Here is a 14,745-nt window from a genome sequence, read left to right on the forward strand (position 1 = left end):
GGAGCGTCACATCTGCGCGTCCCGGCGGAACAGGGCCGTCCAGAGGAAGGGCTCACCGAAGCGCGGGGACTCCGGCGGTTCGTCGTGCATGCGGCGGAGTTCGATCTCCGTCAGGTCGGAGAAGATCCGGCGCAACGACTCCGGTGTGTACGCGAGGCCGCCCTGCAGGCCGGCCCGGTCGTAGAAGGCGGCGTCGGGGAGTTCGGAGCCCATGCCTGCCTCGCCGGCTGCGAAGCAGCTGAGGGCGAGATGGCCGCCGGGGGCCAGGACGTCGTCGAGGAGACAGAGGTAGCTGATACGGCGGTGGGGCGGCAGATGGTGGAAACAGCCGGAGTCGTAGATCAGGTCGTACGGTCCGGCCAGCTCGGTCGCCACGAGGGCAAACGCGTTGCCGCAGTGGAACCGCACGTCGGCCCCCGCCTCACGGGCACGGTCCTCGGCCCATGTGATGGCCGCCCGGGACAGGTCCACCGCATCGACCTCGAAACCCAGGGAGGCGAGGTGAAGAGCGTTGCGGCCCGGTCCGCAACCCAGGTCCAGGGCACGGCCCGGGGTGATCAGGCCGCGCTCCGCGTACGAGACGAGGTTCTCGTCGGGCTTGGCTACGAAGAACGGGACGGGCTTGGTCCGGTCCGCGTAGAAGCTGTCCCACCAGGACGCCCCGTCAGCCGTCCACCGGTCGGCCTCCCGGGCGAACAGGCCGTCCAGGAGAGCGAGTACGTCATCCACCGTGCGTATGTTCCGGTCCATGCGGATCTGATCCCCTTCCCAGGACGGGAATCGTAGGGCCGTTCGCCATCGGAGACTCGTTCGGACGGTGTCGGTGAAGGTCATTGATGGACACCTGGAGGTCCCGCGTCGGCGCGGCGGTAACCCGAACCTCGTGCGTGGCCTCCACGGGTTCAGGGGCACCTGTGGATTGGTGTGGAGGGGTGTTGTACGGGTTCACCCAGGGGTGTTTTTTGGGTCAGGGGCAACTGCTCGGGGGTCAGGTGCCCTCGATCCAGGTGCAGGTGGCGCTCGGAAGCGCCGATTTGATCCAAAATTCAGACCGTAGCAGCAACGGTTCGATGGGCAATAGGACTTGACCGAGGTCTCGCCCTACGCGTGCCCGAACGCGTGGCGGACGCACCACCGGCGCGGCAGAGCGTAGAGAGTGGAGGCAGCGGTACGGACGAAGGAGGACCGATGGTGGGTGTCGTGGCGAACCAGCGGAACAGGGCGGTCGGACAGGCCGTGGAGGAGCCGGGGGCGCGGGACCGACTCCTGCGGGCCGGGCGCCAGCTGTTCGCCGCGTACGGGTACGCGCGCACAAGTGTCGAGGATCTGTGCGAGCAGGCGAAGGTGCCCGTCCACGTCTTCCAGCAGGAGTTCGTCTCGCGGGAGGTGCTCATGATGGCGATCTACGACGAGGTGGCGACCTACGGGCTGCGCGCCGCCGAGAACGCTCTGATGGCCGAGGGCATGGAGGACTGCCCGACGTCGGAACGGGTCCGGTTGCTCTTCGACGCCTATGTGAAGGCGGTCACCGAGGACCCGTGCGCGGCGAGGGTGGCGTTCGTCGAGGTGCTGGGGGTGAGCCGGGAGATGGACAACCACCTCGCGACATGGCGGGCGATGTGGATCGACTTCCTGACCTCCGAGGCCGAGCGTGCCGTGCGACGGGGCGAGGCGGTGGCGAGAGACCACACGGTGACCGTCACGGTGCTGAACCACTCGGTGGACGAACTCATGGCCCACCATGGCCGTCGGCCCCGACAGGTCGACGCCGAGTGGCTGACCGATGAGCTGACCCGGCTCTCACTGGCCATGATCCTGTCGTCCTGACTCCTCCCATTGCCGGGACGGCAAATACTGAGTTCGTGGACGTCCTTGTGGCCCGCCACCGGGCCGGTGAACGCGGCTACGGGTGGGGCGTGTACGGGCCGCCCAGGCCCCAAGCCTGGTGCATCGCGTCGGCGAACGCGGCCGCCAGCTTGTGTTCGCCGGTGGGGCCTGGGTGCGTCCCGTCGTACGTGTCCCGGTGGATGTCGTATCCCGGTGGGCGGGAGGCCAGCAGGATCGGCGACATCGGGTCGTCGAGGTCGGCGACGGCCTTCGCCAGGAGTTCGTTGAAGCGGTCGCACTCGGCGGCGAACGGGGCGTCCGACTCGGCCCGTATGTTCGGTATCACGGGCAGGAGCACCATCTTGACGTGCGGGTTCGCAGTGCGGGCCGCAGTGATGAACGCCCGTGCGTTCAGGGCGGTCTGACCGCTGTCCGTGTAGAACCCGAGGTCTATCAGGCCGAGTGAGACGAGCAGGATGTCCGTGCGGTGTTCGGTGACCGTGTCGGCGATCACCGGGGCCATGTGCAGCCAGCCCTCCCCCCAGCCGGCCAGATGGGCGCGGGCCTCGGCGGGGAAGTCCGGTGCGCCGTACGCGTACGAGACGGGGGCGTTCGCCCCGGTGTCGTACAGATCGCTGCGCGGGCCGACGATCGCGAACGGGGCACCGGAGGCGGAAGTGAGGTGCTGCCACATCCGGTAGCGCCAGGTGAAGTCGCCGGCGCAGCCTATTGTCATGGAATCGCCGACAAACGTGTAACGCATGGTGTCATCATCGCGGATCATGCCCCCGGCCTGCGACGTGACGATGGACACTGGTGCCATGCGTTCGTACCTGACTGTGTCCGGAGCCGCCGCGCTGCTCCTCCTCGCCGGGGCGTCTCCCGCCGCGGCGTCCGGAGACGGAGCCGACCGGAGCTTCGTGATCGAGGACCCCCGGATCGCCGAGTCCAGCGGCCTCGCCGCCAGCCGGGCCCACCCCGGCATCTACTGGACGCACAACGACAGCGACGACGGGCCGTACGTCTACGCCGTCGACTCCCGCACCGGGAAGATCGTCGCGACGATCACCATGCGGGGGGTCGGCCAGCCACGCGACGTGGAGGCGATCTCGCTCGGACCCGACGGCAACCTGTACGTCGGCGACATCGGCGACAATCTGAACGGAAGTTGGGACCACGTCTGGATCTACCGGTTCCCGGAGCCGAAGGTGCTGAAGGACGCGACGGTCCGGGCCACCCAGTTCGACGTGAAGTACGCGGACGGGGCGCGCAATGCCGAGGCGCTGATGGTCCACCCGAAGACCGGCCGGGTCTACATCGCCTCGAAGAACGAGGACGGCGGCGGACTGTACGAAGGACCCGCCGAGCTCGCCACCGGACGGACCAATGTGTTCCGGCGGGTCGGCGAGGTGCCGTGGGTGACGGACGGGGCGTTCTCGCCGGACGGCAAGGAGTTGGTGCTGCGCTCGTACTTCAGCGCTCGCGGCTACGCCTTCGAGAACGGCAGACTCGGCGCTGACCACACGGTCCAGGCACCGCTCCAGCGGCAGTCCGAGTCGGTGACGTACACGGCGGACGGCTCGGCGCTGATGTTCGGCTCGGAGGGGGAGCGGAGCGATGTGGCGCGGGTGGACATCGCGGGCGGCAGCGGCGGTGGTGGCAGCGGGTCGCCGTCGAAGGACGGCGGCGGTGCGTCGTCCCCCGCCGGTGACGGGAGCGGCAACCAGACGAAGGGCAGCACCCTGGTCGGAGCATTGGTGCTCGCCGCCGTGGGCGCACTCGTCTTCATGAACCGGCGCCGCAACCGCGGCTGACCGACGGTCCGGACGTCACTTCCGGCGCTGCCCGGCCTTCAGCAGATCCGCGACGTCGAGGGTGACCGCGGCGCCGATGGAGGCGGGGAGGGTGACCTGCTGTCCGGGGGCGCACACCTGGTGGCTGTCGTAACCGCCGCCCATGGGTTCGGTGAGGACGTGCACCCGGCCGTGCTTGCGGTCGACGATCACGTACACCGGGATCTTGGCCTCGGCGTAGGCGGCGACCTTGTTGCGCAGGTCATTGTTGTAGTTGCTGGAGGTGACCTCCAGGACGAGGCGGAAGACGGCGGGGTCGTAGCAGTTGTTCTCGACCGGATGCTCGTCGAAATCGGCGTCGACGACCGCGAGGTCGGGGATCGCGTAGTCCTCGGGCCCGCCAGGCAGCCACAGGCCGATGCCCTGGAGGACCTCCGTCTCCCCGTCATCGAGCCCTGCCGCGATGAACGGCCGCATGAGCTTGGTCAGTGCACGGGCATGGGGGCCGTCCGGGGGTGGGGCCACGGTGATAATGCCTCCGATGATCTCGACGCGGTGACCCGGGTGCTGCTCCATGAGCATGTTGGCCGTTTCGAGCAGCGATTCCGGCTCACCGTCACAGGGGTGCTCGACTGCTGCTGCAGACATTGCGGGCCTCCTGGTGGGTGGTGTCGAGAACATCATCGTAGGACGGTACGCCCCCACATGTCCCGTTGTTGATCGTCCGCTCGATCGAGTGAACGAGGCGTGCCAGGCCCGTTGTCAGTGGTGGTTGCGAGGATGACCGGACCATCGAGGAAGGGGCGCCATGGGCACCTGGGACATCGGTCATTTCGACAACGACACCGCAGCGGACTTCTCGGGGGACCTGGACGACGCCCCGCAGGGCAAACGCGCGGAGCTGATCCGGGACGCTCTGACGGACGTCGTCCGGACCGAGGACTACCTCGACTCCGACGAGGCAGCCGTGGCCGTGGCGGCGTCCGCTCTGGTGGCCGCGCAGTGCCCGGGTGGGGAGCCGGTGACGACCGCGTACGGTCCGGACAAGCCGCTTCCGGAGCTGCCCGTGGAGCTGCGGGGCCTCGCGGTACGGGCTCTCGACCGGGTGGTGACCGAGCCGTCCGAGCTGCTGGAGCTGTGGAGCGAGGGCGGGCATGGGGAGCCGTGGAAGGAAGGGATCGGCCGGCTTGGGGCGGTCCTGGCGGGGCCGACGGGGTGAGGAACGGCGAGGGGCCGCCGGTACGGATCCGTACCGGCGGCCCCTCGGAGGCTTACAGCTGCTCGTTACAGCTTCTCGATCACGTAGTCGATGCAGGCCGTCAGTGCCTGGATGTCCGCCGGGTCGATCGCCGGGAACATCGCGACACGCAGCTGGTTGCGGCCCAGCTTGCGGTACGGCTCGGTGTCGACGATCCCGTTGGCGCGCAGCGCCTTGGCGACGGCCGAGGCATCGATCTCGTCCGTGAAGTCGATCGTGCCGATGACCTGCGAGCGCTTCGCCGGGTCGGTGACGAACGGGGTCGCGTACTTGGACTCCTCCGCCCAGCCGTACAGGTTCCGCGCCGAGGTGGCCGTGCGGCGGACCGAGAAGTCCAGGCCGCCCTGGGTGTTCAGCCAGGTCAGCTGCTCGTTCAGGAGGAACAGCGTGGCCAGGGCCGGGGTGTTGTACGTCTGGTTCTTGAGTGAGTTGTCGATCGCCGTGGGCAGGCTGAAGAACTCCGGGATGTGGCGGCCCGACGCGTGGATGCGCGCGGCGCGCTCCAGGGCCGCCGGGGAGAAGACGCCGATCCAGAGGCCGCCGTCGGAGGCGAAGGACTTCTGCGGGGCGAAGTAGTAGACGTCCGACTCGGTGATGTCGACCGGCAGGCCGCCCGCGCCGGAGGTGGCGTCCACCAGGACCAGGGAGCCCTCGTCGGCGCCCGTGACGCGCTTGACCGGTGCGGCGACACCGGTCGAGGTCTCGTTGTGCGTGAACGCGTAGACATCGACGCCCGCCTCGGCCTGCGGGTCCGGGTGGGTGCCCGGGTCGGAGGCGATCACGGTGGGGTCGGCCAGCCACGGGGCGAGCTCGGCGGCCTTCGCGAACTTCGACGAGAACTCGCCGAAGGTGAGGTGCTGGGACTTCGTCTCGATGAGTCCGTGCGTCGCGATGTCCCAGAAGGCGGTGGAGCCGCCGTTGCCCAGGATCACCTCGTAGCCCTCGGGGAGGGAGAAGAGGTCGCGTACGCCCTGACGCACCGCGCCGACCAGGTTCTTGACCGGGGCCTGGCGGTGGGACGTACCGAGAAGAGACGTACCGGTGGCGGCCAGCGCGTCGAGCGCCTCCGTCCGCACCTTGGAAGGACCGGCGCCGAAGCGTCCGTCGGCGGGCTTGATGTCAGCGGGAATCTGGATATCGGCCACGAACCGGAGCGTAGTACCTCATGAACGCGGTCGAGGACCGTGTCCGTCGGATGAGACGCCCGCTCCGGTCCGTGGACGGACGGCGCAGAAGTCCGGTCAGCCCAGTTCCACCGGCAGGTCGTGCAGGTCGTTCTGGGTGACGATCGGCTTGTTCCGCAGCTCGGCCGCCGGGACGGCGAGTTCCAGTTCCGGGAACCGCTCGTACAGCGCGGGCAGCGCCACCCCCGCCTCCAGCCGGGACAGTGCCGCACCCGGGCAGATGTGCGGGCCGTGGCCGAACGCGATGTGGCGGTTGGGGGAGCGGGTGATGTCGAAGTCACCGGCCGTCGGCCCGTGCTGCGCCTCGTCGCGGCCGAGCGCGCCGTACGAGACGATCAGTGCCTCGCCCTTCGGCAGGACCTTTTCGCCCACCTCGACGTCCTCCGTGGCGAACCGGAACAGGACATGTGAGGTGGGCGTGTTCCAGCGCAGGGTCTCCTCGATCACGTTCTCCCACGGCACCTCCCCGTTCAGCACCTGCTTGCGCTGCTCGGGGTGTGTCTGGAGCGCGACGACCGCGTTCACGATCAGGCTGATCGTGGTTTCGTGACCGGCCGCGATGATCAGCTGGAGGGTGTTGACGATCTCCTCGTCGGTGAGGCGGTCGCCGTCCTCGGAGGCCGCGATCAGGGCGCTGGTGAGGTCGTCGCCCGGGTTCTCACGCTTGGAGTCGACGATCTTGGTGAAGAGGGCGCCGAGGTCCGCCATCATCTGCGGGACCTCCGCCGGCGGCGTCTGCGTCGAGAAGAACTTCTCGAAGAGCTCCTTCAGCCGCGGGTGGTCCGCGCTGTCCACGCCCATCAGCTCGCTGATCACATTCATCGGCAGCGGATACGCGAACTCCGCCTTCAGGTCGACCCGCTCGCCCTTCGGCAGCGCGGCCAGCCGGTCCAGGCTCGCCCGGGTCAGCTCCTCGATGCCGGCCCGCAGCCGTTCCACCCGCTTCACGGTCAGTGCCTGCGCGACCAGGGCGCGCAGCCGGCGGTGGTCCGCGCCGTCGACCGTGAGCATGGAGCGGCCCGGGTTGGCGAGGCCGATCAGCGGCCAGTCCATCGGTATCTCGCCGCGCTGCCAGGCGCCCCAGACGTTGATGTCCTTCACGATCCGGCTGTCGGTGAGAAGCTGCCGCGCCTCGGCGTGGTGGGTGACCGCGTAGCAGTGCACCCCGCCCGGCAGTTCCACCTCGGCGAGCGGGCCCGCCGCTCGCAGCCGGGCACTCTCGCCGTCGAGGTCGGCGACGAAGGGGTCGAGGGCGATCCGGGTCATCTTTGGCCTCCGAAGGCGGGGTCGGCACTGGTTCCGGGTCCGATGGCGGGGGTGGGTGTGAAGGCCACCGGCAGGTCCGTCAGGCCCCGAAGCCACGGGGACGGGCGCCGGGTGAGCTGCCCGGCGGGGACGGCGAGGTCGATGTCCGGGAGCCGGTCCAGCAGCACCTCGATGCCGGTACGGGCGATGACCTCGGCGGTCTCCTGGGCCGGGAACGGGCAGCGGTGCTCGCCGTGGCCGAAGGAGAGGAACGCGTTGTTGCCGCCGGTCAGCGCGGAACTGTCGGTGCGTACCTGCGGGTCCGCGTTGGCGGCGGCGACGCCCAGCAGCAGCAGGTCGCCCGCCTGGATGTGGCGGCCGCCGAGATGGGTGTCGCGCGACGCCCAGCGGCCCGCGATGTTCTGCGTCGGGGTGTCCTCCCAGAGCACCTCGTTCATCGCCTCGGCGACGCTGTGCCGGCCGCCCGAGAGGGAGGCGGCGAACCGGTCGTCGGTGAGCATCAGCCGCAGCGAGTTGCCGATCCAGTCGGCGGTCGGCTGGTGGCCCGCCGCCATCATGACCATCAGGTCCTGGGCGACTTCCTCGTCGGTGAAACCGCCCCTGTCGGCGAGCATCCGCGTGGCGACGTCGTCACCGGGCTCGGTGTGCTTGTCGACCAGCAGCTGGATCATCGACGAGGCGAGGTGCTGCTGCCCGGCCAGCGCCCGCTCCCGGCCGTCGATCATGTCGTTGATCGAGCCGACGAGCGCGTGGCCGATGGCGTCGCTGAAGCCGTAGATCTTCGCCAGTACGAGGGCGGGGAGCAGCATCGCGTAGTGGGCGATGATGTCGGTTCTGCCCGTGGTGCAGAACCCGTCGACGAGAGCGTCGGCGAATTCCTCCGCGTACCGCTTGAGCGCGAACGGGTCGACGGCCTCCAGGGCGTTGCTGATCATTTCGGCGCGCTCGGTGTGCCGGGGGCCGACCGTGTAGAGGATCGACGGCTGCTTGCGGCCGATCATGGGCAGCAGCGGCCAGTCGTCGGGGATGCGGTCCCACTGGTTCCACAGCTCGGAGTCGCGGCTGAACAGCACCGGGTCTCCGGTGACCTGGTGCAGTTCGCGGTAGCCGAGCACCAGCCAGGCGGGGACGTCGCCGTCCAGGACGACGGGTGCCACGGCGCCGTGGTCGCGGCGCATCTCCCGGTACAGCCGGGCCGGTTCGGTCTGGAATCGGGGGCCGGAGAGAGGCACGCGGCCCTGGGACGCGGGGCAGCCGGTGGGCGGCGCCGGGGGCTGGGTCACGAGGTGGGCTCCGGGGTCTTCTCCGGCGCGATCTCCGGACGGGCGGCGGACGGGTCGGCAGATGTGGTGGCGGACGGCGCGGAGGCCTTGCCCTGCGACAGGGCGTGCAGGTACTCGACCAGCGTGATCAGTACGTACTTGCTGGAGGAACGGTCCCGGGCGTCGCACTCCACCAGGGGTACGTCGTCCGAGAGATCGAGCGCCTCCCGTATCTGCTGTTCGGTGTGGAGCGGGCCGCCGAAGTCGTTGCACGCCACGATGAACGGCGTGCCGTGGTGCTCCAGGCGGTCGATGGCGTACCAGGAGTCGGAGAGCCTGCGGGTGTCGACGAGGACGACGGCACCGAGCGTGCCCGAGAACAGCCGGTCCCACAGGAACCAGAACCGTTCCTGGCCGGGGGCGCCGAAGAGATACAGCACCGAGCGTTCGTCGAGCGAGATCCGGCCGAAGTCGAAGGCGACGGTTGTGGACGTCTTCGACTGCACACCGTCGAGATGGTCGACGGCCTCGCCCGCGCGGGTCATGGTCTCTTCCGTGTTCAGCGGACGGATCTCGCTGACCGAGCGGACCATGGTGGTCTTGCCGACCCCGAAGCCGCCGACGACGACGATCTTCAGTCCGTTGTCGGCCGTCGCCCGCAGGGCGGCACGGTCAGAGGTTGCGGAGTCCAACGAGCACCTGTTCCAGGATGTCGGGGTCGGGGAGCCGGTCCGCGACACGGGCGGTACGGGGGTGACGGGCGCTGATACGGCCGGTGTCCAGCAGATCGGACAGCATGATCCGGACGATGCTGACGGGCAGGCCGAGGCTCGCCGCGATCTCCACGACCGCGGTGGGCAGTTGGCACATCCGCAGGATCGCGGCGTGCTCCGACTGCATGCCGGCGGTCGGCTCGCACTCGGAGACGACCAGCGTCACCAGGTCGAAAGCGTCCGAATCGGACCGGCTGCGGCCACCGGTGAGGGTGTACAGCCGGTCCGGGTCGTCGTCCCGGCCGGGACGGGGGCGACTCATACGTTTTCTGTCGAGTCGACGACTGTCGCGGCCTCGGTAACCGAGGGGGAGCGCGGCGGGGCGCTCAGGTGCTCGCCGAGCTGCTCGACGAGTTCGCTCATGTTGTGGCCGATGAAGCCGACGTCGGCGTCCTCGTCGGCGATGACCGCGAGATGGGCGCCCGCGCCCGCCTCGACGATGAACAGCACACCGCCGTAGAACTCGGTCATCGCGGACCGTACGCCGCCGGTGCCGTTGCCGAACTCGACGGACGCGCCGTGCGACAGGCTCTGGATGCCGGCCGAGATCGCGGCCAGCTGGTCGGCCTGGTCGACGGTGAGCTCGGGGGTACGGCACAGCTTGAGGCCGTCCCTGGACAGGACGAGGGCGTGGCGGGTGCCGGGGGTGCGCTCCAGGAGCCCCTCCAGCAGCCAGTTGAGCTTCTCGTCGGTGGTCGCGGTCATCGGGTGTTGCCTTCTTCCGGGTGCGGGGAGTTGGCCCGAACAGCCTTGCGGAAGCTGCTGAAGCGGGCTGCCTGTTCCTTGGGGCCGGCGGTACGGGGCGGTGGGGTCGCATCGGTGCCATGGGCGTTGGTGCGGGCCTCGGCGGCGGCGAGGGTGCGGCCGCGGGGGCGCTTGGGGAGCCCGCTCTCACCGAACCGGGGGAGGTTGCCGGCGGTCTCGGAGGCGGGGGAGCCCGAGGGGGCGGGGTCGGCTTCGGTTGCCGTCGTGTCCGCCGTTTCGTGAGCCGGTTCCGGCTCGGGCATCGGCTCGGATATGAGCCGGGGCGCCGGCTCGGGCGTCGGCTCGGATGTCGGTCGGGGCGTCGGCTCGGGCATCGGTTTGGGCATCGGCGCCGGCACCGGAGTCCGGGTGAGGATCTCCTGCGGGAGCATCAACAGGGCGCCCGTGCCGCCGCGCGCGGACGGCCGGAACGACACGGTCAGACCGTGCTTACGGGCCAGCCGGCCGACGACGGCGAGGCCGAGCCGGGTGCCGGAAAGACCCGTCAGATCCTGGTTGGTGGCCGATACCGCGCGCTCGGCGCGGCGCAGCTGCACATCGCTCATGACCAGTCCGCTGTCCTCGACGGTCAGGACGATGCCGGCCGGTACGTCCTCGACGTACACATGGACCTCCGCCGTGGGCGGCGAGAAGTTGGCGGCGTTGTCGAGGAGTTCGGCGAGTGCGTGCATGACGCCCTCGGCGGCGTGTCCGGCGACCGCGACATCGCTGGTCGAGTGGAGACGTACCCGCTGATAGCCGCTGATCCTGCCCATCGCGCCGCGCAGGATCGACTCCATCACGATCGGCTTCGCCCAGCGCCGTCCGGAGCGGGCGCCGGTCAGCACGGCGATGGAGTCGGCGAGCCGGCCTGCCTGGGCGGTGCGGTGGTCCAGATGGAGGAGATCGCCGAGCACGTCCTCGGCGGAGTGCCGGTGCTCCATCTCGCGCAGGTCGGCGAGCATGCTGGTGGCCAGGGCCTGCATCCGGCCCGCGGCGTTGGCGCAGGCGGCGACCGCGGCGGAACGCTCGGTATCGCTGCGCGCCGCGCGGGCGGTGAGCCGTTCGACCTCGACGCCGAACCGTTCGGACTCGGCGGCGGCCTGCGAGGTGAGCCGCGCGGTATCGGCCTCGGCGGCGGCCTTGATCCGGGCGGTCTCGGCGGTGAACCGCTGGCCCTCGGCCGCCGAGGCCGAGACGAGCCGGCTGATCTCGCCGGTGAACCGCTGGGTCTCCGCCGCGAGACGGGCGCGCAGACGGTTTGCGGTGGCGCGGGCATGGACGGCGGCGGCCACGGCGGCGGACAGCAGTACGGCGCCGGCGCCCGCTCCCCAGGCCAGCGTGGCCCGTACCGAGTCGGGGGCAGCGGCTACCGCCCACAGGCACAGGGACCCGGTGACGGCCAGTGAGATCAGCAGGGCCAGTGCGGTCGGCCGGGATGAGGGGCTCAAATGGAGTCCTTGGGGCGGACGGGGCGGGCGGGTTGGACGGGGCGGGCGGGGTGGGCAGGGCCAGCAGGTCTGATCGGGACAGTTCGGTACGACGGGGGTGAATGCGACAACTGGAGTTGATGATTCCCAGGTAAGTCATGGTCACTATATGAGAATTGAAGCTCTATTTGGGAAGAGCTTGTGGCGTTCTCTGTCACGTATGTGATCAGGCGTCCGGCGTATTCTGACGTATTGACGTATTCGGGGGACTCGCACGGGCGCGAGACCGCCGAGCGACCTGATCAACGGCATCCTGGGGCCATGGCCGCACATCGCAGACCGACGGAACGCAGCGCACTCGCACAGGCCCTGAGCACCGCGGTCCGCGGAGAGGTCGACTTCGGCCCCACCGCACGGGCGCTGACGACGATGGACGCCTCCAACTACCGCCGCGTACCGCTCGGCGTCGTCACCCCGCGTGACGCCGACGACGTGGCCGCCGCGCTCGCCGTCTGCCGTGCACACGCCGTGCCCGTGGTCCCGCGCGGCGGCGGCACCTCTATCGCCGGGCAGGCCACCGGCACCGGTGTTGTCCTCGACCTCACCCGCCATATGCGAAAGATTGTCCAGCTGGACGCCGAATCCCGTACCGCGGTCGTCCAGCCCGGCGTGATCCTGGACGACCTGCGCGCCGCCGCCGCCCCGCACGGCCTCACCTTCGGACCCGACCCCGCCACGCACAGCCGCTGCACGCTGGGCGGCATGATCGGCAACAACTCCTGCGGCGCGCACTCGGTCGCGTGGGGCACCACGGCCGACAATGTGCAGGCCCTGACCGTGGCCCGCTACGGCGGCGACACAGTGCGTACGGTCCGGGCCGGCGAGGCCGAACACCCCTTTGGACTCTCCGGACTCTCCGGACTCATCGGGCTCTCCGAACTCATCGGCGAAAACCTCGCCCTCCTGCGCACCGGATTCCCCGAACTCCCGCGCCGTATCTCCGGATACGCCCTGGACGCACTCCTGCCCGAGCGCGGAACCGACCTGGCCCGCGCCTTCTGCGGCAGCGAGGGCACGCTCGGCGTGGTGACGGAGGCGACCGTACGACTGGTCGAGGCACCGGCGGCCCGCGCGCTCGCCGTACTCGCCTACGCCGACGAGTCCGCGGCCGCCGAAGCAGCTCCCGGTCTGCTCCCGCACCACCCCCTGACCGTGGAGGGCATGGCCGCCGATCTCGTACGGGAACAGGCCGGGCTGCCGCGCGGCGGGGCCTGGCTCTTCGTCGAGACCGGCGGCGCCACTCCGGCCGAGGCGCGGGCGCACGCCGAGCGCATCCTCCGGGCGGCCGACGCGCGGGCCGGCACGGTCGTCACCGACCCGGCCGGGCAGCGGGCCCTGTGGCGCATCCGCGAGGACGCCGCCGGCACCGCAACCCGGATGCCGGACGGTACGGAGGCCTGGCCCGGCTGGGAGGACTGCGCCGTACCGCCCGCCCGCCTCGGCCCGTACCTCCGCGACTTCCGCGCCCTGCTCGCCGACCACGGACTGCGAGGAACCCCGTACGGGCACTTCGGCGACGGCTGCATCCACGTCCGGATCGACTTCGACCTGCTGGACCCCGAGGGAGTGGCCCGCTTCCGCCGCTTCTCCGAGGAACTCGCGGACCTGGTCGTCGCGCACGGCGGATCACTGAGCGGGGAACACGGCGACGGCCAGGCCCGCGCCGAACTGCTCCCGCGCATGTACGGAGACGAACTGGTCGCCCTCTTCTCCCGGTTCAAGAACATCTGGGACCCGTACGGCGGAATGAACCCCGGCATCCTCACCCACCCCGACCGGCTCGACGAGAACCTCCGCTTCGACTCGCTGCCGAAGCGCCCGGTGGACGTCACGTTCGGCTACCCGCACGACGGCGGCGACTTCACCGCGGCGGTACGCAGATGCGTGGGCGTCGCCAAGTGCCGTACGGCACAGCCGCCGGGCGCGGGCGTGATGTGCCCGTCGTTCCGGGCGACCGGCGAGGAGGCCCACTCCACCCGCGGCCGGGCCCGGCTGCTGCACGAGATGCTCGCGGGCGAGGTGATCACGGACGGCTGGCGGTCGACGGAGGTGCGCGACGCGCTCGATCTCTGCCTGTCCTGCAAGGGCTGCCGCAGCGACTGCCCGGTGGGTGTCGACATGGCCACGTACAAGGCGGAGTTCCTGCACCACCACTACCGGGGGCGGCTGCGCCCGGCCGCCCATTACACGATGGGGCGGCTGCCGGCCTGGCTGCGTGCGGCGGCCCCGTTCGCGGGGGCGGTGAACGCCCTGGCCCGGTTGGGCCCGCCGGCGTCCCTGGCCAAACGGCTGGCGGGCATCGATCCGGAGCGGACGCTCCCGGTACTGGCGCGGGAGACGTTCACCCGGTGGGTCCGGTGGAACCGGGCCAAGGGGACGGTGAACCTTTCGGGCGACCAGGTGGTCACCCTCTGGCCCGACACCTTCACGACGTACCTCTCCCCGGAAGTCGCGAAGGCGGCGGTCCGGGTTCTTGAGGCGGCGGGCCGCACGGTCGTGCACCCGGGCCGGGGTGTGTGCTGCGGCCTCACGTACGTCTCCACGGGCCAGCTCGACAAGGCCCGCAAGGTCATGCGCCGAACCCTGGACCGGATGGGCGCCCGTCTCGGCGACCCGCTCGTCGTCCTCGAACCGAGCTGCGCCGCCACCCTCCGCACCGACCTGCCCGAACTCCTCCCCGACGACCCGCGCGCCGCCGGACTCGCCGGTTCGGTGCGGACACTGGCCCAGTACCTGGAGGAGTACGCCCCGGACTGGCAGCCACCCCGCCTGGACCGCCCGGTCACCGGCCAGACCCACTGCCACCAGCACGCGGTCCTGGGCGACGCGGCGGACCGCCGCATGCGTGAACGGACCGGGCTGACCGGTGAGTTGAGCGGCGGCTGCTGCGGACTGGCCGGAAACTTCGGCTTCGAACGGGGCCACTGGGAGGTATCGGTGGCCTGTGCGGAGGAGCAACTGCTGCCGTCGGTACGGGCCGCGGAGCCAGGCACGGAGTTCCTGGCGGACGGCTTCTCCTGCCGGACGCAGTTGGAGCAGCTGGGCGGGGTACGGGCCCGGCACCTGGCGGAGGTGCTGGCGGAGGGGCTGACCGAGGACTGACGACCTCCCCCACGACAGGGAGCGGGTCAGGGAGTGCCGGGCGGGG

General features: G+C 70.4%; 14 protein-coding genes. 4 read left to right on the forward strand and 10 right to left on the reverse strand.

Annotation, left to right across the window (positions count from 1 at the left end):
• Window positions 1-6 precede the first annotated feature (6 nt).
• The gene (locus ACH4EW_RS18770; RefSeq protein WP_398258162.1) at window positions 7-750 is read right to left on the reverse strand and encodes a class I SAM-dependent methyltransferase; all 744 of its coding nucleotides are present in this window, start codon (window positions 748-750) and stop codon (window positions 7-9) included.
• A 438-nt stretch (window positions 751-1,188) separates the two neighbouring features.
• Here ACH4EW_RS18770 and ACH4EW_RS18775 point away from each other — a divergent pair, with 438 nt between their 5' ends.
• Complete coding sequence (locus ACH4EW_RS18775; RefSeq protein WP_398258164.1) at window positions 1,189-1,827, forward strand: TetR/AcrR family transcriptional regulator; 639 nt, start codon at window positions 1,189-1,191, stop codon at window positions 1,825-1,827.
• Window positions 1,828-1,903: 76 nt separating this feature from the next.
• Here ACH4EW_RS18775 and ACH4EW_RS18780 read toward each other — a convergent pair whose 3' ends face one another.
• Window positions 1,904-2,650 (reverse strand): GDSL-type esterase/lipase family protein, encoded by a 747-nt coding sequence (locus tag ACH4EW_RS18780; RefSeq protein WP_398258166.1) that lies wholly within the window; start codon window positions 2,648-2,650, stop codon window positions 1,904-1,906.
• Between ACH4EW_RS18780 and ACH4EW_RS18785 the strand changes: the two genes are divergently transcribed.
• Complete coding sequence (locus ACH4EW_RS18785; RefSeq protein ID WP_398258168.1) at window positions 2,649-3,641, forward strand: WD40 repeat domain-containing protein; 993 nt, start codon at window positions 2,649-2,651, stop codon at window positions 3,639-3,641. The genes ACH4EW_RS18780 and ACH4EW_RS18785 overlap by 2 nt on opposite strands.
• Before the next feature lie 15 nt (window positions 3,642-3,656).
• On the opposite strand, the gene ACH4EW_RS18790 is transcribed toward ACH4EW_RS18785, so the two are convergent.
• Window positions 3,657-4,268, reverse strand: coding sequence for a Uma2 family endonuclease (locus tag ACH4EW_RS18790; protein WP_398258170.1), 612 nt, complete (start codon window positions 4,266-4,268; stop codon window positions 3,657-3,659).
• Between the two features lie 160 nt (window positions 4,269-4,428).
• On the opposite strand from ACH4EW_RS18790, the gene ACH4EW_RS18795 reads away from it, so the two are divergent.
• Window positions 4,429-4,839, forward strand: a complete 411-nt coding sequence (locus tag ACH4EW_RS18795) for a DUF4259 domain-containing protein (RefSeq protein WP_398258172.1) — start codon at window positions 4,429-4,431, stop codon at window positions 4,837-4,839.
• Window positions 4,840-4,904: 65 nt separating this feature from the next.
• Here ACH4EW_RS18795 and serC read toward each other — a convergent pair whose 3' ends face one another.
• The 7 genes from serC to ACH4EW_RS18830 form a co-directional block, all read right to left on the reverse strand.
• Window positions 4,905-6,023 (reverse strand): phosphoserine transaminase, encoded by a 1,119-nt coding sequence (gene serC, locus ACH4EW_RS18800; protein ID WP_398258174.1) that lies wholly within the window; start codon window positions 6,021-6,023, stop codon window positions 4,905-4,907.
• Window positions 6,024-6,119: 96 nt separating this feature from the next.
• Complete coding sequence (locus ACH4EW_RS18805; protein ID WP_398258176.1) at window positions 6,120-7,328, reverse strand: cytochrome P450; 1,209 nt, start codon at window positions 7,326-7,328, stop codon at window positions 6,120-6,122.
• Window positions 7,325-8,611 (reverse strand): cytochrome P450, encoded by a 1,287-nt coding sequence (locus ACH4EW_RS18810; protein WP_398258178.1) that lies wholly within the window; start codon window positions 8,609-8,611, stop codon window positions 7,325-7,327. The genes ACH4EW_RS18805 and ACH4EW_RS18810 overlap by 4 nt, the downstream gene beginning before the upstream one ends.
• On the reverse strand, window positions 8,608-9,282 hold the full coding sequence (locus tag ACH4EW_RS18815) for a GTP-binding protein (protein ID WP_398258180.1): 675 nt from the start codon (window positions 9,280-9,282) through the stop codon (window positions 8,608-8,610). Before ACH4EW_RS18815 ends, ACH4EW_RS18810 begins: the two co-directional genes overlap by 4 nt.
• Window positions 9,263-9,625, reverse strand: a complete 363-nt coding sequence (locus tag ACH4EW_RS18820; protein ID WP_398258182.1) for a DUF742 domain-containing protein — start codon at window positions 9,623-9,625, stop codon at window positions 9,263-9,265. The genes ACH4EW_RS18815 and ACH4EW_RS18820 overlap by 20 nt, the downstream gene beginning before the upstream one ends.
• Window positions 9,622-10,068 (reverse strand): roadblock/LC7 domain-containing protein, encoded by a 447-nt coding sequence (locus ACH4EW_RS18825; RefSeq protein ID WP_398258184.1) that lies wholly within the window; start codon window positions 10,066-10,068, stop codon window positions 9,622-9,624. Before ACH4EW_RS18825 ends, ACH4EW_RS18820 begins: the two co-directional genes overlap by 4 nt.
• On the reverse strand, window positions 10,065-11,558 hold the full coding sequence (locus ACH4EW_RS18830) for an ATP-binding protein (protein ID WP_398258186.1): 1,494 nt from the start codon (window positions 11,556-11,558) through the stop codon (window positions 10,065-10,067). Before ACH4EW_RS18830 ends, ACH4EW_RS18825 begins: the two co-directional genes overlap by 4 nt.
• A gap of 300 nt (window positions 11,559-11,858) precedes the next feature.
• Here ACH4EW_RS18830 and ACH4EW_RS18835 point away from each other — a divergent pair, with 300 nt between their 5' ends.
• Complete coding sequence (locus tag ACH4EW_RS18835; protein ID WP_398258188.1) at window positions 11,859-14,699, forward strand: FAD-binding and (Fe-S)-binding domain-containing protein; 2,841 nt, start codon at window positions 11,859-11,861, stop codon at window positions 14,697-14,699.
• Window positions 14,700-14,745: the final 46 nt, after the last annotated feature.

Source organism: Streptomyces sp. NPDC018000, from assembly GCF_044328025.1.
Classification (GTDB): domain Bacteria; phylum Actinomycetota; class Actinomycetes; order Streptomycetales; family Streptomycetaceae; genus Streptomyces.

Excerpts from the sequence above, each read along its gene's own strand:
- ACH4EW_RS18770 (WP_398258162.1), bottom strand. The coding sequence starts at position 750 with ATGGACCGGAACATACGCACGGTGGATGACGTACTCGCTCTCCTGGAC.
- ACH4EW_RS18775 (WP_398258164.1), top strand. The coding sequence starts at position 1,189 with ATGGTGGGTGTCGTGGCGAACCAGCGGAACAGGGCGGTCGGACAGGCC.
- ACH4EW_RS18785 (WP_398258168.1), top strand. The coding sequence starts at position 2,649 with ATGCGTTCGTACCTGACTGTGTCCGGAGCCGCCGCGCTGCTCCTCCTC.
- ACH4EW_RS18780 (WP_398258166.1), bottom strand. The coding sequence starts at position 2,650 with ATGGCACCAGTGTCCATCGTCACGTCGCAGGCCGGGGGCATGATCCGC.
- ACH4EW_RS18790 (WP_398258170.1), bottom strand. The coding sequence starts at position 4,268 with ATGTCTGCAGCAGCAGTCGAGCACCCCTGTGACGGTGAGCCGGAATCG.
- ACH4EW_RS18795 (WP_398258172.1), top strand. The coding sequence starts at position 4,429 with ATGGGCACCTGGGACATCGGTCATTTCGACAACGACACCGCAGCGGAC.
- ACH4EW_RS18805 (WP_398258176.1), bottom strand. The coding sequence starts at position 7,328 with ATGACCCGGATCGCCCTCGACCCCTTCGTCGCCGACCTCGACGGCGAG.
- ACH4EW_RS18820 (WP_398258182.1), bottom strand. The coding sequence starts at position 9,625 with ATGAGTCGCCCCCGTCCCGGCCGGGACGACGACCCGGACCGGCTGTAC.
- ACH4EW_RS18825 (WP_398258184.1), bottom strand. The coding sequence starts at position 10,068 with ATGACCGCGACCACCGACGAGAAGCTCAACTGGCTGCTGGAGGGGCTC.
- ACH4EW_RS18835 (WP_398258188.1), top strand. The coding sequence starts at position 11,859 with ATGGCCGCACATCGCAGACCGACGGAACGCAGCGCACTCGCACAGGCC.